Raw genomic sequence first — 15,620 nt, forward strand, 5'->3', positions numbered from 1 at the left:
CCTGACCTCCCCGTCACTCATCTCCAGTCGACCGTCAGCCGTCCGGCCCGTCGGCCCACGTGGGTGCCGAGCTCGGCGGAGGCGGTGGTGAACCGGCCGCGGATCCACTCCCACTCGTCGCCGTGGGCGAGGCGGGTGTGGCAGTTGTCGAGGAACAGGGGCAGTGCCTCCAACCGGACGGGGGTCAGGCGTGCGGGCTCGGGTCCGTCGAAGGTGACCAGGAACAGCAGCCCCAGGTCGTTGCGCAGCGCCGGGTGGACGGCGTAGTCGTCGACGAAGTCGCCCATGTCGTAGATGATCCGGTCGGCTACACCGTGGAAGACGTGGGCGGAGTGCCCTGCCACCAATGTCGCGCCGGCCGCCAGCAGCTGGGGTGCCGCCGCGAGCACGTGCCGCGGCGGTCGGGAAGTCATGTTGGGGCCCCAGTGCGCGGTGACCAGCACGATGTCGGCCTCCCGCGCGGCCCGGACCACCAGCGCCCGGAGCCAGTCGGGTACGCCCGCATGGAGGTCGGCCCAGGCCACCCCGGGACGCTGGTCGTCGGCCGCGTAGTCCTCCGGATGGTCGGTGGCGGCAACCACCGCCAGCCGCACCCCGCCCGTCTCCAGCACCGCGAACTGCCGGGCCGCCCGGACGTCCCGGCCCGCTCCCACCGTACGGACACCGGCGCCCTCCAGCAGGACGCGGGTATCGGCAAGGGCGTCGAAGCCGTAGTCCAGGGCATGGTTGTTGGCCAGGGTCACGCAGTCCACCCCCAGCTCGGCGAGCACCCTCGCCGCTGAGGGAGGCGCCCGGAAGAAAAACGGCTTGTACGGGTCCGGCCAGCGGTGCCCTCGGTCGGAGACGCAGCACTCCAGGTTGAGCACCACGAGATCGGCCTCCGCGAGTGCCTCCCGCACCTCGGCGGCGAACAGCGTCTGCGGCGTCGGCGAGCGCCGCAGTTCCTCGGCGACGCCACGCCCGAGCATCGTGTCACCGGCCAGTGCCACCTTGAGCGCCATTCTCCCGATCCGTTCCCGCTCGCCGTGTTCGGACGTCGGCGTCACCTGGCTGGTCCAGCCCTCGGCTCGGGTGCCGGTACAGGTCCCGGCAACGGGCCGGGGTGAGGGCCCGGTTCCGGCGCGGGCGCAGGGGGTGGCTGCGGATCGGGCCCGGGCTGCGGAGGAGCCGGCGGTGCCGGGTCGGGGCCGCCCGGCGCGGGCACCGGTCCGGGCACGGGCCCGGGCTCGGGCCCACCGGGGCCTGGCGCCGGTGTCGGGTTTGGCGGCACCGGATCGTTCGGAGGTGTACCCATCGACTCGCTCCTTCCGGCCGGCCGTGTCCGCGGTTGGACACCGCAGGGCAGAAATCAGTCCCGCCCGGCCGCTGGCCAGAACCGCCGGTGACCGCCAGCGCCGACGCCCGGGGGCACCTGGGTGCTGTCCATACCTTCACGGTAGATCGGGCGCCCCCTCCGCGGCAGGCCGCAGCCCGCCCAAGGAGTTCACAGCCGGGCGGCGTGGCGGCTGTCGCCCGGGAGGGTCCGTCATGCGCCGGACCTTCGGCGCGGTGCGTGCCGATCACGAGACGCCCGGTCTGCCCGGCCGTGGCTGGTGTGACGCACCGGTCCGGCCGGGTGCTCATGGCAGATGTACGCGATCCTGGATTTGAGGAGCCCGAGCCGCCGAGTCGCGCCCGTACGGGAGCCCGGGGGTCGGCCCGCTCGGACGGCCGCGGTCCTGTCGTGTCCGATCACGCTCCGTGACGCGAACACATCAGGCGATCGGCGACCCGAGCGGAGGTCAGGAGGTCATACGGCTGATGAGCGGCATCGAGCACGAGTCGTCGGAAGCGCGGGACACCACCGAGGGCCGCGTCTACACCGTCACCGGCAGCAACTGGGGCGAGGTGGTCGACGCCGTCGCGCAGGCCGACGACGAGCGGATCATCGTCAACATGGGGCCTCAGCACCCGTCCACGCACGGCGTGCTGCGCCTGGTCCTGGAGATCGACGGCGAGACGGTGAAACAGGCCCGCTGCGGTATCGGCTACCTGCACACCGGCATCGAGAAGAACATGGAGTTCCGCAACTGGGTCCAGGGCACGACCTTCGTGACCCGGATGGACTACCTGATGCCACTGTTCAACGAGACCGCCTACTGCCTGGCGGTGGAAAAGCTGCTCGGCATCACCGAACAGATCCCGGAGCGGGCCGACGTCATCCGGGTGCTGATGATGGAACTCAACCGGATCTCCTCGCACCTGGTGGCGCTGGCCGCCGGCGGGATGGAGATCGGGTCCACCACGCTGATGGTCTACGGTTTCCGGGACCGCGAGGTCATTCTCGACATCTTCGAGCTGGTCACGGGCCTGCGCATGAACCACAGCTACGTCCGGCCGGGCGGCGTGGTGCAGGACCTGCCCCCGGGTGCGCCGGACCTGATCCGCGAGGGCGTGAAGCTGCTGCGCTCGCGGATGCACGAGTACGACAAACTGGCGACCAGAAACCCGGCCTTCAAAGCGCGGCTGGTCGACGTCGGCCACCTGGACCTGGCCGGCTGCCTGGCGCTCGGCGCCACCGGCCCGATCCTGCGGGCCACCGGGCTGCCGCACGACCTGCGCAAGACCGACCCCTACTGCGGGTACGAGAACTACGAGTTCGAGGTCGCGACGGCGGACACCGCGGACGCCTACGGCCGGTTCCTGATCCGGCTGGAGGAGATGCGCCAGTCGCTGCGGATCGTCGAGCAGTGCCTGGACCGGCTGTCCCCCGGCCCGGTCATGGTGGGTGACAAGAAGATCGCCTGGCCGGCCCAACTCGCTGTCGGCCCGGACGGGTTGGGCAACTCGCTCGACCACATCCGGAAGATCATGGGCGAATCCATGGAGGCGCTGATCCACCACTTCAAGCTGGTGACAGAGGGCTTCCCGGTCCCGGTCGGCCAGGCCTACGCGGCGATCGAGTCCGCCAGGGGCGAGCTGGGCGTGCACGTCGTCTCCGACGGCGGCACGCAGCCGTACCGGGTGCACTTCCGCGACCCGAGCTTCACCAACCTCCAGACGATGGCCGCGATGTGCGAGGGCGGCATGCTCGCGGACGTCATCGTCGCGGTGGGGAGCATCGACCCGGTGATGGGAGGCGTCGACCGGTGAGCGCCGCCGCGCCAGGGCGCGGTCAGCTCGGCATGCGGAACGGGCGCACTCGCCCGGCGGCACCGGGTACTGCCCCGCGTCCGACCGGCGGGCGGCGGACGGCGGGCGGCAGACGGCGGGCGGGGCCCGACCAGTGCGTGGGCAGAGATTGGTCGCCGCGAACACGTAGCCGGACCGGCCCCCACGGTGCACGCCCGGTCGTACCGGCTGGCGGACATCAGTGCTCGACGGCGACGCGGATACTGTCCAGGCCGGGGTCGGCGGCGTCAGGGATGAGCATGCCGCCCTTCGGCCGCTGGACAGGTAGGCGATGACGGCTTCGTTGAGACGCTCGCCCGGTACTGCGGCCGGGATGCCGGGTGGGTAGGGGGTGAGCATTTCGGCCGCGATCCGGCCCGCGGCCGTTCCGGTGGGGACGTGCTCGGTGGGGCCGAAGAACGCATCGCGGGGCAGCAATGCCTGTTCCAGCCGCAGGTCGGTGGGGTCGGGCACGTCGACCTGCGCGGCGAGGCGCAAGGTGTCGGCGATCGTGGTCAGTTCGGATGTCGCATTTCCCGCCGGGCGGGATCTCGCCGCGAAGAAGCCGCTCCATGGCGGCTTGGATGCGGTTCTCGTTCTCGGCGCGCTGGGCTGCGGTGATCCTCATACGGAGTCCTCATCGGGTTGGTGGAGGGTTGCCGCATCGATCTCGGCGACGATTCGAATGGCCCGGTCGTAGTCGTTCTGCAGGCGGGCGTGTTCGGTTTTGCGGGTCTTGCCCAGGTCACCGAGGAACGTCCTCGTCCGGGCGGCGTGCTCGGCCCGGACGAGCCGGTGGCAGGGGTGGTGGGTGGCCTGCGGGCAGCGGGCGGAGTCACACATCCCGACCAATGGTCGGTCGGCGGTGGGGGTGCCAGCGAGCTTGAGGCAGAGCGCGCGGGAGGGGGCGGTGAACCAGCAGAAGTTCGCCGGGCCAATGTGCAGGGTCTTGGCGCGTTTGGTCAGCAGGTTCAGCACGTCCCGGTCGCTGCGCTGAGTCCGGGGTGCCGGTGCTGCGGCGGGTTCGAGCTTCTCGTCGACGCCGGCGAAGAACTCGGTGAGGCTGCGGGCGCCGGGGCCGGCGGGCAGGATGCCCTGCTGGTAGTTGCGGAACTCGGCCAGGACAAGGTCCAGGTTGCGGTCGCTCTCGTACTTGTTGACCTCAGCCAGTAGTTCGGCCTGGGCTCCGCCGGGGCGCGAGCTGTAGCCCTCGGTGGTGGCGACCGCGATAGTCGTACGGTTCGACGGTTCTCGGGGGTACGGATTCATCGCCCCCGACCACGGCGCAGGGTGTCGTCGAGCCCGGCGACGGAGCGGGCGGTGGTGCGGAAGGCCGGGTGGGTGGTGATGTCCTTGACGCGTTCGCCGTAGATCCACACCTCGCGGCCGTCGCGGAGGCTCTCCAGGTACTCCGCGCCGGTCAGCGGCCGCGCGGCGGTGCTCGGCCGGTCAGTGGCGCTCGGCCGCTCGGTGGCGCGGCGGCGGTCGGCGGTCGGCGGCGGTCGGTGGCGCGACGGCGGTCGGTGGCGCGACGGCGGTCGGTGGCCGGACGGCCGTGGGGCCGACGTCGAGGTCGGGTATGTGGGTGTCCTGTCGGTCGGTCAGGTGGCGGCGGAGCTCAGCCGGCCATCGCGCTGATGCCGCCGTCGATCACGAAGTCCGCGCCGTTGATGTACGCGGCGTCGTCGGAGGCCAGGAACACCGCGAGCTTGGCGACCTCCTCTGGGCGGCCCGGCCGGCCTGCCGGGATGGTCCGCAGCAGGGCGGGGACACCGCCGTCCGGGTCGTCGATGTGCGGTGCGGTGGCCGGGGTGCGGATCAGACCCGGGCTGATCGAGTTGACCCGGATGTTGTGCGCGCCGCCCGCTCCGCACAGGTGCCGGGTCAGCGCGAGCACGCCGCCCTTCGCCGCACCGTGCGCGCCCTGCTGAACGAACAGCGCGCCGCGGGAGCCCGAGATCGAGGCGATGTTGAGGACCACGCCACCGTGCTTGGTGAGGTGCGGCCAGGCCGCGGAGGTGCACTGGTACACCAGGTCGAGTTCGTTGCGGATGGTGTAGTGCCAGTCCTTGGGAGTGAGCCGGTCGAAGGGCGCGTTGCGCATCGACGAGGCGTTGTTGCACAGCACGTCGAAGCCGCCGTACTCGCACAGCGCGTACTCCACCCACTCCTCGGCCCCGGCCCGGACCGACAGGTCGACGGGCGCGAGCGAGATCATTTCGCCACCCACCTCCTTGACCAGGCGGGCGGTCTCGTCGGCCGCCTCCGGGTCGCGGCCGCAGCCCACCACCCTGGCCCCCTCGCGGGCGAACTCCAGCGCCGCGGCCCGGCCGATGCCGGAGCTGGTGCCGCTGATCAGAACGGTCTTGCGGTCGAGTCGGCCCATCGGACTTCCCTCATGGTGCTGGTACAGGGGCTTGCTGACGCAGAGCTTCGAGAAACGCGTCGGTCCGCTCGGGCGTGGCGATGCTCCGCCACATGGCGGGCCGCATCGCGCTCAGTTCGGCGGTGTCGTTCGCCGGGGTGCCGGTGCCGTGGCCGTTGGCGTAACCGACGGCGTCGGGGGTGAGCACCGCGTCCGCAAGCGCGCCGAGCATCGCGGTGCGCAGCCCGGCCCCGTCGGGTGGCGGGGCGGTGACGTGGTGGGCGTCGCCGGCCAGGCCGTAGCCGAGCACGTACGCGTGGACGGGCGCGCGGCGGACGCGGGCGGACTCCTCCGCCTCCAGCACCAGGAACGCCACCGCCTCCCCTAGGTTCAGGCCGCCGCTGCGCCCGTACGGGGCGCACGGCGCGGGGTCGATCGCCTTCCAACTGGCGAAGGTCGCCACCGTGGTGAGGTTCAGTGCCTCGTAGCCGCCTACCAGCATGACGGTGGCGCGCCGCTCGGCGATGACGTCGTACGCGTGGCCGATGGCGTTGGCGTTGGCGCTGGCGATGCAGCCCGTGGTGAAGACTGCCTTGGGGCCGCGGCTGCCGATCGCGGCGCCGAGCCGGTCGGCGCAGGTGTGCGCGGGATGGTCATGGTGCTCGCGGTGCTCCGGGTGTGTGTCGGACGCCGAGCGGTAGTCGAACCAGAGGCGTTCCGATTCCGCGTTGGTGCCGAGCGTGAGGCCGATCTCGTACGGGTCGAGCGAGGCCGGGTCGAGGGCGGCCGGGTCGAGGGCGGCCGGGTCGAGGGCGGCATGACGCAGTGCGCCGCGGCCCGCCTGCTCGATCAGCTGCGCGGCGGTGGCGGGGGCGGCGGGCAGGCGGGCGGCGAGTACGTCGGTCAGGTCCGGGCAGCGTCCGATGGCCGTGTCGCCCTGGCACACGGCCTGCCACACCTGCTCGGTGCCGGTGCCGAACCCGGTGGCCAGGAACATTCCGGTGCCGGCGACGCGGGCGGTGCTCACGGATGCCTACCGCCGGCCGCGCGGGGGCGGCTGCGACGTACTCGTGGATGGCTTCGACGGTGCTGAGCTGGTGCGGTTCGACGGGCCGCGGCAGCAGGCGCAGGGCGCGCTCCATCCGGGTGAGCACTTCGAGTTGGGCGAGGCTGTCGTAGATCGCGTCCGGAAGTTCGGCGAGCGGCCGGTCGGCGTGCCACTCGTGCAGGGAGGTGCCGAGCACGGCGCCGACCGTCTCGCGCACCAGCAACTCGGACAGCGGCGGCGCGGACAGCGCGGGCTCAGGCGTGGCCATGGACACCGGACCTCCTTGCCTGCTCGGGCAGTTCGTCCGTCAGGTGGCCGTCCGTGGTGGTGAGCAGTGCGCCGATCCTGCCGGAGGCGATCAGTGCGGCCAGGTCGGCGAGTTCGGTGTCGAGCCGCCTGTCCCGGTCGAGGAATCCGACGACGGTGCGCACCAGGTCGTACGCCGCTTGGGTGGCCGGTGCGAGGCGGTCGCTGCCGCGCAGGTCGGCGGCCTGGCAGAGGGCGGCCAGGGTGATGGCGGCGATGTGCTGGACGAGTTCGACGGTGTGCCAGGCGTCCCGGGCCGCGACGGTGGCCATGCTGACCTTGTCCTGGTTGTGGGACTCGGTGGAGCGGGAGAACGCCGTGGCCGGCATGGTGTTTTTCAGTGCCTCGGCGGCCAGTGCGGAGGAGGCGCTCTGTGCGGCTTTGAAGCCGTGGTGAAGGCCCGATTCGTAGTCCGCGTCGAGCACCGGCCGAATGAGGTTGGCCGTCAGCCCGTGGTTGCTCTTCTCGTCAACCAGCAGGGCGGTCTGACGGTCCAGCAGGTCACCGATGCTGGCCAGGGCGAGTTTGAGGGCGTCCATCGCCTGCCCGACATGGCCGCCGTAGAAGTTTCCGCCGTGGTGGACCTCGCCGGTGTCGGGGTCGAACAGTGGGTTGTCGTTGGTGGAGTTGATCTCGGTGTCCAGCCAGTCGGCGGCCCAGCCGAGGGTGTCGTTCAGGACGCCGGTGACGTGTGGTGCGCAGCGGACGGAGTACCTGTCCTGCAGGCCTGAGCGCAGCAGTTGGTAGCCGTCCCCGGCGAGCCTGGGGTTGGCGCCGACCCGGTCTTCGTGCCGGACGGCCAGCCTTGAGCCGTGCAGCAGGCGGCGGACCCGCGCGGCGCTGGTGTACTGCCCGGGGTGTGGCTTGTGCTGGTGGAGGAAGGGTTCAAACGGCGCCGTGCTCGCCTCCAGCGTCTCGGCGGCGAGCGCCGTGCAGAGGTCCGTGACGGCGGACAGCTCGTGGGCGGCGCGGATCGTGGCGACGGCGTAACCGGCCATGAAGGACGTGCCGTTGATGAGCGCCAGGCCCTCCTTGGGGGCGAGCCGGAGTGGCGTCAGGCCGACTTCACGCAGTGCGTCGGCGGCGGGCCGAAGCTCGCCCCGGTGCAGGGCGGTGCCGTGGCCGGTCAGCAGGTCGGCGAGGTAGGCGAGCGGGACGAGGTCTCCGCTGGCCCCCACGGAGCCGCGCTGTGGGATCACCGGCAGGATGTCCGCGCGCAGGCAGTCGGCCAGCAGCTCCACCACGGCGACTCGCACGCCGGAGTAGCCCCGGGCCAGGCAGTTGGCCCGGATCAGCATGGTGGCCCGGACCACCTCGGCCGGGGCTGGTTCGCCGATCCCCGCCAAGTGGCCCGCGATGAGGTTGCGTTGCAGGTCTGCGGCCTTGGCCGGGCCGATGTGCCGACCGCAGCTGTCGCCGAAGCCGGTCGTCACCCCGTAGACGGGCCGGCCCGACGCGACCAGCTCGTCCTTGACCCGGGCGGATGCCGCCATCCGGTCCTCGGCGGCTTCGTCCAGCCTGATGTCCCACCCGTCCGGTCGGCGGGCGAAATCCGCTACGTCCTCGACGCTCAGCGAATCCGCGCCGAGCAGCAGCACCGCACCCACGGAAATTCCCTCCCGACGTCAGATTTCCAGGCAGACCGATCGTAGGCGAAAGCTCGGCGCGAAGGAAAATTAATTTCGGGAAAGTCGCCCGGACGAATGATTTGTCATCAGAATTGCCCCATCTGCTGGAAGTCGGCGGCCCGTTCCGATAGTCCTCCGCAGGCGGAACCTGGCATCGCAACAAGAGGCGGGTCGCCCGGATTTCGCGGTCGCCGAATCCACCCCAGCACGGAATTTCCGAAAAGAGGAATAATACCCGTACCGAAAATCCGCCCGCGGACCTGGGCCGCCGCACTCGCCCTGACGGCCGCCGGAACGCTGACCGGCTTCGGCCCGGCAGGCGAAACAGGCACGGCAGGCACGGCCGGCACACGGCCGCCGAGCCCACGAGCGCCACCTGCACGGGCGCCACGACCCTCGTCGCGAGCCTCTCCAGCAGCGCCACCGCAGGATTCGGGGGCACGGGGGTCGACGACTACCGGCGCACCTTGAAGGGCAACGCCGGCGAGCTCATCGGCAGCTCCTCGACGATCCTGCCGCCCGTCCGAAACCGTCCACGGTGATCCGCACGGCCTGGCCCTTGTTCAGGAACACGGCCTCCCCGGCGCGGAACACGGTGCCGCCGTCGATCCGTGCCGCTGTCGATCCGTGCCCGGGCCGTGCCACATCACGCCGAAGCGCCGCGACCGTACCGTCCCCGACTGCCCCGACCGCGGGATCAGGGTCGTCAACTCGCGTTCGGTCAGGCCGAGTTCCCAGATGTCGTTCAGCTCGCGCACGGCGGCCCGGTGGCTGTCGCCGAAGTGCACGGTGCCGCCGCGGACGACGGCGGCGTAGTCGGCGACGTCGAACTCGCAGCCAAGAAAGCGTTCGGTGGCGTCCCCGATGGCGTAGGCGCCGTAGCCGGACCGGCCGGTGATGGTCACCCGGCTGTTGACGGCCGCCAGCCGGCGGTCCTGGCCGACGTCGCTGGAGAGCACGCCCCAGCCCTCCGAGGAGAGTTCGCAGCCGAGGTAGGCGGCCGTCGTGCCCCGGCCCAGCAGGTTGATGGTGCGCACGTTGCCGGGAACACCTCGCCGGTGGACCGGACGATGAGACTGTCGGCGCCGGACCGGCCAACCCGCCCGCCGACCCGCCCGCCGAGCCGGGCGGCGAGCACGGACCTGGCCGCGTCCGGCCCGTCGGCGGTGACGTGCAGGGCCCGCCGGAGCTGAAACTCGAGGCCCTGGAAGGCCACGGCGTTCTGCTCGCACACGCTGACCACCACGCCGCCGCGGTACTCGCCGGGCGCGATCCGGACCCGGTCGCCGCCCGTGACGGTCGGCTCCGTGCCGGTCTCCACGCCGTCGACGGTGAGCGTCAGCACCTGCCCGGCCGGGGCGGTGAGGGTGCCGCCGGGCTCGACGAGGAGGCGGCGCAGCCGCGTGGTGCGGGTCAGGGTGACGGTGCTGCCGTTCCTGACGGTGAGTGCGGCGGGAGGGGTGCTCCAGGGTGCCGCGGCGAGGGCCGCTCCCAGGGCGAGGACGCGGCGGCGGCCTGGTCGCGTGGCGGCCTCAGGACGCGGCGGCGGCCTGGTCGCGTGGCGGCCTCAGGACGCGGCGGCGGCCTGGTGGCGTGGCGGCCTCGGGAAGTGTCGACATGTCAGGTTTTCTCCCCTGCGGTGTTCGTGGACCTACAGGCTTGTGGACCGGCCGCCTGGCCGCGCGGAACGGATCAGTTCCCGTATGCCCGATACCTTTCCGCGCGCCGGCGCGTGAATTATTGCGGGCCGGCCACTGGGGCCGGCGCAGATAGGGGGAACGACATGCGACGGTGGACCACCGCGCTGGCTGCCGTGATGCTCGCCGCGGGGGTGGCGGCGACCGCGGTCCCGACGGCCTCGGCCGTCACCGCCACCACCGACTGCCAGGCCGTGTGGGGCAGCCTCGACCGGCAGGACCGGACCGTCCCGTACCAGCCGCAGGCGCTGACGAACATCCGCACCGGTACCCACGAGTGCTTCGACCGCCTGGTGATCGACGTCCCGGGCACCTCGCCGGAGAACCCGCTCGCCTACCGGGTGCACTACACGAACGGCAACACCATCTACCAGGCCGGCTCCGGCACACCGATCCCGGTGAGTGGCGGCGCCGTCCTGGAGATCGTCGTCGGCGCGAGCTCCTACGACCCCTCCACCTGGCAGAAGGTCTACCCGGCCCGGTCGGGCGACCCGCTCCCGGGCGTCGACCTCACCGGCCACCGCACCTTCGTGGACACCCGCTTCGCCGGCAGCATGGAGGGCGAGACCCAGTTCGGCCTCGGCGTCCGGGCACGCCTGCCGTTCGAGGTCTTCCAACTCGACAACCGACTCGTCATCGACGTCGCCCACAGCTGGAGCACCACCGGCTGACCCCGCAGACCCCGCAGACCCCGCAGACCCCACAGACCCGGCAGCATCCGGTGACCACGTGAGAGCGGCGCTCGACCGCACGGGCACCCGGTGACGGCCCGAAGCTCCGGAAGAACAAGGCGACTTGTTCAACCGGAGCTTCGACGCGCATGACCACGCGGGCGCAGGCCGTAAGCCGGTCGCGCGGCCACAGCCGCCGGCCTCCCTGTCCGGCCGGCGCCCGTCGTGCCGGAACCGGCGGCCGCTTCCCGGGCGTCCGACTTCCCGGGTTGCCGTCGTCCGCCGCTGGGAGGGTTTCGGATCGTGGGGATCGTGACGTGGGCCGTCGTCGGGGTGCTGTTCGCACTGCTGCCGCTCGTCCACTGGCTGCTGCGCGCCCGTCCCACGCCGCTCCGGGCAGCCGTCGCCGCCGCGTTGACGCTCTGGCTGGCGCTGGTGCTCGCGGTGGCGTTCGACCTGCTGCACCCGCGCAGCAAGGCCGAGCTCTACCTGCTCTACACGCCGCTCGCCGAACTGGCCGTCCTGATCGGCCTGTGGCTGGACCGGCGGATCGCCGGCCGGCGCACCGAGCGTCCGGCCGGCTGGTCCCGGGCGGCAGGCATCGCGTTCTACGGCCAGTTGGGCCTCGTCCTCGCCGCGACCCCGCTGCTGGCGCTCGTGGCCTTCCACGAGGCGGGGATCCCGTCCCGGACGGCCATGCCGGAACCGCCGCCCGGCTACACCGTCCTCGACACCGGCAAGGGCTGCGGCAACGGCCACGCCGCCACCTGCTGGCGCACGCTCTACCTGGCGGGCCCACCCGACGTACCGACCGCGGCAGCCGCCGACCGGCTCCGGCCCCGGCAACGGTGCGAGGCGAACGGCTGGTTGCTCGACCGTCGCACCCTCTGCACCGAGGTGAGCACCGACGGCACCAGGATCGTCTACCGCGTCCTCCTCGGCGGCAACTACTCCTAGAACGCGGCATGTTGGAGCCGCCGAACCCCGCCTTTCTTCGCCCCGTCGACCCACGCGCCGATCGCCGCCGGCAGGCTCGGAGCGCCACACCAACGAGCAACCGACCAGCCGGCGTCACAGGTGAGTCCACGCCGCACCCCGGGGCCGGAGGGCCGTGGCGCGAGGAGTTGTCAGAACGGCGGATGGTCGGCGAAGTCCGCGTCGGGGGATTGGGTGGTGATGTAGGGACTGCGGTTGTCGTCGCCGGGACGGGCGAGGCCGGTGGTGTCGTGCCCCCAGGCGGTCAGGGCGTCGAGAGCCTGCCAACGGCGCCACCGGGTGTCGCCGGTGCGCAGGAGGCGGCGAGCGCGGGCGGCGAGGTCGTCGCGGTGCGGGGCCAGAGCGGGGTGTTCGGCGAGGGCGAGGGCGGCGGCCAGCGCGGTGTCGCGGACGGCGGCATCGGGATCGTCGAGGAACGGTTCGACGGCACGGTGAAGCACCGGCCTCAGCGCGCGTATGGCGACCATGGCCGGGTAGCCGTCCAGATAGCGCCCGTTGAAGTACCGGTCTCCTGCCGCGACGCACGCGTCGTCGAAGTCGTGGGCGACGTCGGCGAGCCAGTTCAGCAGCTGCACGTCCACACCGTCCGCCGCCCCCTCCCGCCGTGGCGCGCGGTGGGCGAGGAGCGCCGCGACGAACAGGGCGGTCGCGGGGGTCGCGCCGTAGATGGTGTTCTGGTGCCGAACCGGCTCGAGGCCGCCGAGTGCCTCCCGGGTCTCAGGCACCGTCAGGTCCTCGTCGAGCAACCGCACCAGAACCGCGGCACTTTCGCCCCCGACCCGCACGCGGTCTCCAGCGCCGGCCACTTCGTCCCGCGCAGCACCTCCCACGGGTCGGGCAGGACGCCGGGCACCTGGTAGGCGGCCTGCGGGTCAATAGTCATCACCGCCCGAACCTACGACCCGCGACCGACAGTGCCGGCACACGACGCCCGCCTGGCCCCGGGCACAGCAGCGCGGCAGGAGATTGCGCGCCGCGGCCCGGGGGGTGTGAGTGTGTGGTCACAGGGTGCGCAGGAGGTCTTCGAGTGCCTTGTTGAAGGCCTCCGGGCGTTCCATGTTGGGGTAGTGGGCGGTCCCGTCGATCGTGACGGTGTGCCCGTTGGGGGCGGCGCGGGTGAGGCGTTCGGCCATGGTGATGTGGTCGGGCGAGTCGAGGGCGCCGTTGATGGCCCGTACGGGCACGTCGATGCGGGTGGCGCGGTTCCAGGTGTCGCGGATGGGGATGCGCAGGTCGGGTTCGCCGGCGGTGTGCTTGGACAGGGTGCTGTGGGTCATCTCGCGCAGGCGGCCGACGACGTCGGGGGCGAGTTCGTCGAGGGTGCGGTCCGGTCCGGCGGCGAAGAGCGTGAAGGCGTCGACGGCGGCGTTCAGGTCGCCGGCGGCCATCGCCGTCTGCCAGGTGGTCCAGGTCCGGAGGGTCCACGGGTCGGTGAAGTCCGGCTCGCTGGTTCCGGCGCCGCTGACGACCACGGCGCTGACCAGTTCGGGGTGTTCGAGTGCGGTGTCGACCGCGATGCTCCCTCCCATGGAGACGCCCACCAGGATCGCGGGGCCGGTGTCCAGGTGTCGAAGCAGCGCGGCGAGGTCGTCGGTGTGCCGGAACGGTTCGGCGGCGTTGGCGGACCGGCCGTGGCCGCGGGCGTCTGGCGCGATGACGCGGTACTGCGTGGCGAGGGCGGGGATCTGGTCGTTCCACATGCGGTGGTCCAGGAAGCCGCCGTGCAGCAGGACCAGGGGTTTGCCGGTGCCGGTGTCCAGCCAGAACAGATCATTCATGACAACCAAGGTGTCACTATTGCAGGAGAATGACAACCGGGGTGCCATCATGGGGGTGTGGACGAAGCAGACACCGGCCCGGTGCCCGAAGAGCTGACGGACCGACTCACCGAGGTGTTCGACCTGGTGGGGCCGTTGTACCGGCGCACCCACCGCACGGTGGAGCAGGACATGTCCGCCGAGGGGCTGTCGGCCGGAATCCGCGCCGTGCTCAACCTGCTCCGCGACCACGGGCCCATGACCGTCCCCCAGATGGGGAGGGCGCAGACGCTCAGCCGCCAGTTCGTCCAGCGCATGGTCAACGACGCGGCCGCGAAAGGCCTGGTCGAGTCCGTTCCCAACCCGGCCCACCAGAGGTCCTCCCTCATCCGGCTGACCGAACCGGGCCGGACCGCCATCACCGCGGTACTCGACCGCGAACGCGCAGTCCTCCGCCAGGCCGCCGACGACCTCACCGGCCCCGACATCGACGCCTGCCTCCGAGTCCTGTCCCGGCTCCTCCACGTCATGGGCGACGCCGACGTCGACTGAGCCCGGCCGCACTCCGGGCCGCCGGGCATCGCCGCCCCCGCAGGACCGGAAGCGGTGCGGTCCGGCGGCCGCTCAGGCGGATGCCTCCAGTGCGGCGCGCCAGACGGGGCTGTCCACGTAGTGATTGTCGAAACGTTCCGCGGATTCGGCGATCTCCTTCGGATCGGCCTCGCCACGCATGACCCGGCCGAGCAGGCGCAGGTAGTCGAACCGCCCGAGGCCCGGGGTGAAGACGAACAGGACATCGGCCTCCGCGCCGGGCGCGGCCGCGAACGCGTGCGGGGTGCGCGGCGGCACCGCCAGGAAATCGCCCTCGTTCAGCACGGTGACCTGATCGCCCATCAGCACCCGCAGCGAGCCGCCGAGCACGAAGAACAGCTCCGTCGCCTTCGTGTGGAAGTGCGCCGGCGCCCCCGGCGCGCCGGCGGCGAAGCGGGAGCGGTAGCTGGTGAAACCGCCGAGCGCCGCGTCCGACTCACCGAGCAGGGTCATCACGCTGCTGGGATCGGCACAGGTCTCGGCGTCGGTGCGGCGGGTCAGCATCGCGGGCAGGTTCACGTTCGTCATGATCACGAGCCTAGAGTTCCGAATGGCCCGCCACAGAGGTCAATCCTGCCCGGAGATCATGGGTCAATTGCCGCCTGCGGACCGGAGACCCGCCCGGCCGAACCGCCCCGGCGGCAAGGCAGTTGCCCCTTACCCGAAGAGATTGCCCCTTACCCGAAGAGGCCGGAGGGCCGGAAGTCGTGAGGATCGGAAGGGAAGAGGTCGGAGAGGATCTCGGAGCGCGTCTCGCCCGTGAGGGAGCGGGCGAGGAAGCGGGTGAGAGTGAGGTCGAAGTGCTCCCACCAGGGGCCGCGGGCTTCGTTGACCATGACGGTCCACTGGTCGGGGTGCTGGCCCGGCTCGGCAAGCCAGTACAGGAACTCGCCGTTGTCGGTGGAGGCCCAGGGGATGATCCGGGCGTCGGCGTGGTCGAGTTGGGCGGGCTTCGGCTCGCTGCTGGACCACAGGTACTCGTTGGCTTCGGCGCGTTCCTCGATGGCCTCGAAGAGGTCGTAGTACTCGTTGGCGCAGCCGGGTTCGAGGATCCACAGGTAGTTGTCGACGTAGCCGCCGCCGTAGGTGTCGATGAAGACCTTGTAGTCGGCGGGGAGGTCCGCACCGAGCCGTCGGCGTACCGAGTCCCAGTCCTTGGGACGGACGTCGGCGGGACGGGGCAGCAGGCCTGTGAGGGTGTCGAGGATGTTGACCACGAGGTGCCACTCCTTCTTGTTGCAGAGGCTGAGGACGTTGGTACCGGTACCGGATCCCGGATGGGCAGCTCCAGGACACCACGGGTGCCGTGCGGGGCAGCCGGCAGTCCGCAGGTTCTCCACCGCCGTCAATCCGGCACCGATTCTCAACCTTTCTCCCCAGAGCTGAAGTTGGGGCCTCGATGGGATCGCGG

At 71.6% G+C, this 15,620-nt stretch carries 16 protein-coding genes; 4 read left to right on the top strand and 12 right to left on the bottom strand.

The window, feature by feature from the left end; all coding sequences use genetic code 11:
- Positions 1-17 precede the first annotated feature (17 nt).
- Complete coding sequence (locus tag ACFYST_RS19900; RefSeq protein WP_387864024.1) at positions 18-1,001, bottom strand: CapA family protein; 984 nt, start codon at positions 999-1,001, stop codon at positions 18-20.
- Between the two features lie 799 nt (positions 1,002-1,800).
- Here ACFYST_RS19900 and ACFYST_RS19905 point away from each other — a divergent pair.
- Positions 1,801-3,132: an NADH-quinone oxidoreductase subunit D gene (locus tag ACFYST_RS19905; RefSeq protein ID WP_387864027.1), complete on the top strand. Its 1,332-nt coding sequence runs from the start codon at positions 1,801-1,803 to the stop codon at positions 3,130-3,132.
- Between the two features lie 642 nt (positions 3,133-3,774).
- On the opposite strand, the gene ACFYST_RS19910 is transcribed toward ACFYST_RS19905, so the two are convergent.
- From ACFYST_RS19910 to ACFYST_RS19935, 6 genes are all read right to left on the bottom strand, one after another.
- Positions 3,775-4,419 (bottom strand): hypothetical protein, encoded by a 645-nt coding sequence (locus ACFYST_RS19910; RefSeq protein WP_387864029.1) that lies wholly within the window; start codon positions 4,417-4,419, stop codon positions 3,775-3,777.
- Positions 4,416-4,574 (bottom strand): 4-hydroxyphenylacetate 3-hydroxylase N-terminal domain-containing protein, encoded by a 159-nt coding sequence (locus ACFYST_RS19915; RefSeq protein WP_387648247.1) that lies wholly within the window; start codon positions 4,572-4,574, stop codon positions 4,416-4,418. The genes ACFYST_RS19910 and ACFYST_RS19915 overlap by 4 nt, the downstream gene beginning before the upstream one ends.
- Positions 4,575-4,768: 194 nt before the next feature.
- Entirely contained in the window at positions 4,769-5,536 is a 768-nt protein-coding gene (locus ACFYST_RS19920; RefSeq protein ID WP_387648216.1) for an SDR family NAD(P)-dependent oxidoreductase, read from the bottom strand.
- 10 nt (positions 5,537-5,546) lie between these two features.
- Positions 5,547-6,542, bottom strand: a complete 996-nt coding sequence (locus ACFYST_RS19925) for a beta-ketoacyl synthase N-terminal-like domain-containing protein (protein WP_387864032.1) — start codon at positions 6,540-6,542, stop codon at positions 5,547-5,549.
- A gap of 275 nt (positions 6,543-6,817) precedes the next feature.
- Positions 6,818-8,476, bottom strand: a complete 1,659-nt coding sequence (gene hutH / locus ACFYST_RS19930; protein ID WP_387864033.1) for a histidine ammonia-lyase — start codon at positions 8,474-8,476, stop codon at positions 6,818-6,820.
- 584 nt (positions 8,477-9,060) lie between these two features.
- Positions 9,061-9,534 (bottom strand): hypothetical protein, encoded by a 474-nt coding sequence (locus tag ACFYST_RS19935; protein ID WP_387864036.1) that lies wholly within the window; start codon positions 9,532-9,534, stop codon positions 9,061-9,063.
- A gap of 746 nt (positions 9,535-10,280) precedes the next feature.
- Here ACFYST_RS19935 and ACFYST_RS19940 point away from each other — a divergent pair.
- Both ACFYST_RS19940 and ACFYST_RS19945 read left to right on the top strand, forming a co-directional pair.
- Complete coding sequence (locus tag ACFYST_RS19940) at positions 10,281-10,865, top strand: hypothetical protein (RefSeq protein ID WP_387864038.1); 585 nt, start codon at positions 10,281-10,283, stop codon at positions 10,863-10,865.
- Positions 10,866-11,177: 312 nt separating this feature from the next.
- Entirely contained in the window at positions 11,178-11,822 is a 645-nt protein-coding gene (locus tag ACFYST_RS19945) for a hypothetical protein (RefSeq protein WP_387864040.1), read from the top strand.
- Between the two features lie 170 nt (positions 11,823-11,992).
- On the opposite strand, the gene ACFYST_RS19950 is transcribed toward ACFYST_RS19945, so the two are convergent.
- The 3 genes from ACFYST_RS19950 to ACFYST_RS19960 form a co-directional block, all read right to left on the bottom strand.
- On the bottom strand, positions 11,993-12,586 hold the full coding sequence (locus ACFYST_RS19950) for a hypothetical protein (protein WP_387864043.1): 594 nt from the start codon (positions 12,584-12,586) through the stop codon (positions 11,993-11,995).
- A gap of 2 nt (positions 12,587-12,588) precedes the next feature.
- Positions 12,589-12,744: a hypothetical protein gene (locus ACFYST_RS19955; RefSeq protein WP_387864045.1), complete on the bottom strand. Its 156-nt coding sequence runs from the start codon at positions 12,742-12,744 to the stop codon at positions 12,589-12,591.
- 118 nt (positions 12,745-12,862) lie between these two features.
- On the bottom strand, positions 12,863-13,639 hold the full coding sequence (locus ACFYST_RS19960; RefSeq protein ID WP_387646689.1) for an alpha/beta fold hydrolase: 777 nt from the start codon (positions 13,637-13,639) through the stop codon (positions 12,863-12,865).
- A gap of 57 nt (positions 13,640-13,696) precedes the next feature.
- Between ACFYST_RS19960 and ACFYST_RS19965 the strand changes: the two genes are divergently transcribed.
- A complete protein-coding gene (locus ACFYST_RS19965) occupies positions 13,697-14,170 on the top strand; it encodes a MarR family winged helix-turn-helix transcriptional regulator (RefSeq protein ID WP_387864047.1) in 474 nt (157 codons plus the stop codon).
- A gap of 72 nt (positions 14,171-14,242) precedes the next feature.
- Here the strand turns inward: ACFYST_RS19965 and ACFYST_RS19970 are convergent, their stop codons facing one another.
- Positions 14,243-14,737: a cupin domain-containing protein gene (locus tag ACFYST_RS19970; RefSeq protein WP_387864050.1), complete on the bottom strand. Its 495-nt coding sequence runs from the start codon at positions 14,735-14,737 to the stop codon at positions 14,243-14,245.
- 149 nt (positions 14,738-14,886) lie between these two features.
- A complete protein-coding gene (locus ACFYST_RS19975; protein WP_387864051.1) occupies positions 14,887-15,426 on the bottom strand; it encodes an SMI1/KNR4 family protein in 540 nt (179 codons plus the stop codon).
- Positions 15,427-15,620 lie beyond the last annotated feature (194 nt).

Origin of the sequence: Kitasatospora sp. NPDC004614 (genome assembly GCF_042873675.1) — a bacterium.
In the GTDB taxonomy this organism is placed as follows: Bacteria; Actinomycetota; Actinomycetes; order Streptomycetales; family Streptomycetaceae; genus Kitasatospora.

Bases quoted from the DNA above. Each gene is read 5' to 3' on its own strand.
- ACFYST_RS19970 (WP_387864050.1), bottom strand. From the start codon at position 14,737: ATGACGAACGTGAACCTGCCCGCGATGCTGACCCGCCGCACCGACGCC.
- ACFYST_RS19955 (WP_387864045.1), bottom strand. From the start codon at position 12,744: ATGACTATTGACCCGCAGGCCGCCTACCAGGTGCCCGGCGTCCTGCCC.
- ACFYST_RS19900 (WP_387864024.1), bottom strand. From the start codon at position 1,001: ATGGCGCTCAAGGTGGCACTGGCCGGTGACACGATGCTCGGGCGTGGC.
- ACFYST_RS19940 (WP_387864038.1), top strand. From the start codon at position 10,281: ATGCGACGGTGGACCACCGCGCTGGCTGCCGTGATGCTCGCCGCGGGG.
- ACFYST_RS19920 (WP_387648216.1), bottom strand. From the start codon at position 5,536: ATGGGCCGACTCGACCGCAAGACCGTTCTGATCAGCGGCACCAGCTCC.
- ACFYST_RS19910 (WP_387864029.1), bottom strand. From the start codon at position 4,419: ATGAATCCGTACCCCCGAGAACCGTCGAACCGTACGACTATCGCGGTC.
- ACFYST_RS19905 (WP_387864027.1), top strand. From the start codon at position 1,801: ATGAGCGGCATCGAGCACGAGTCGTCGGAAGCGCGGGACACCACCGAG.
- ACFYST_RS19960 (WP_387646689.1), bottom strand. From the start codon at position 13,639: ATGAATGATCTGTTCTGGCTGGACACCGGCACCGGCAAACCCCTGGTC.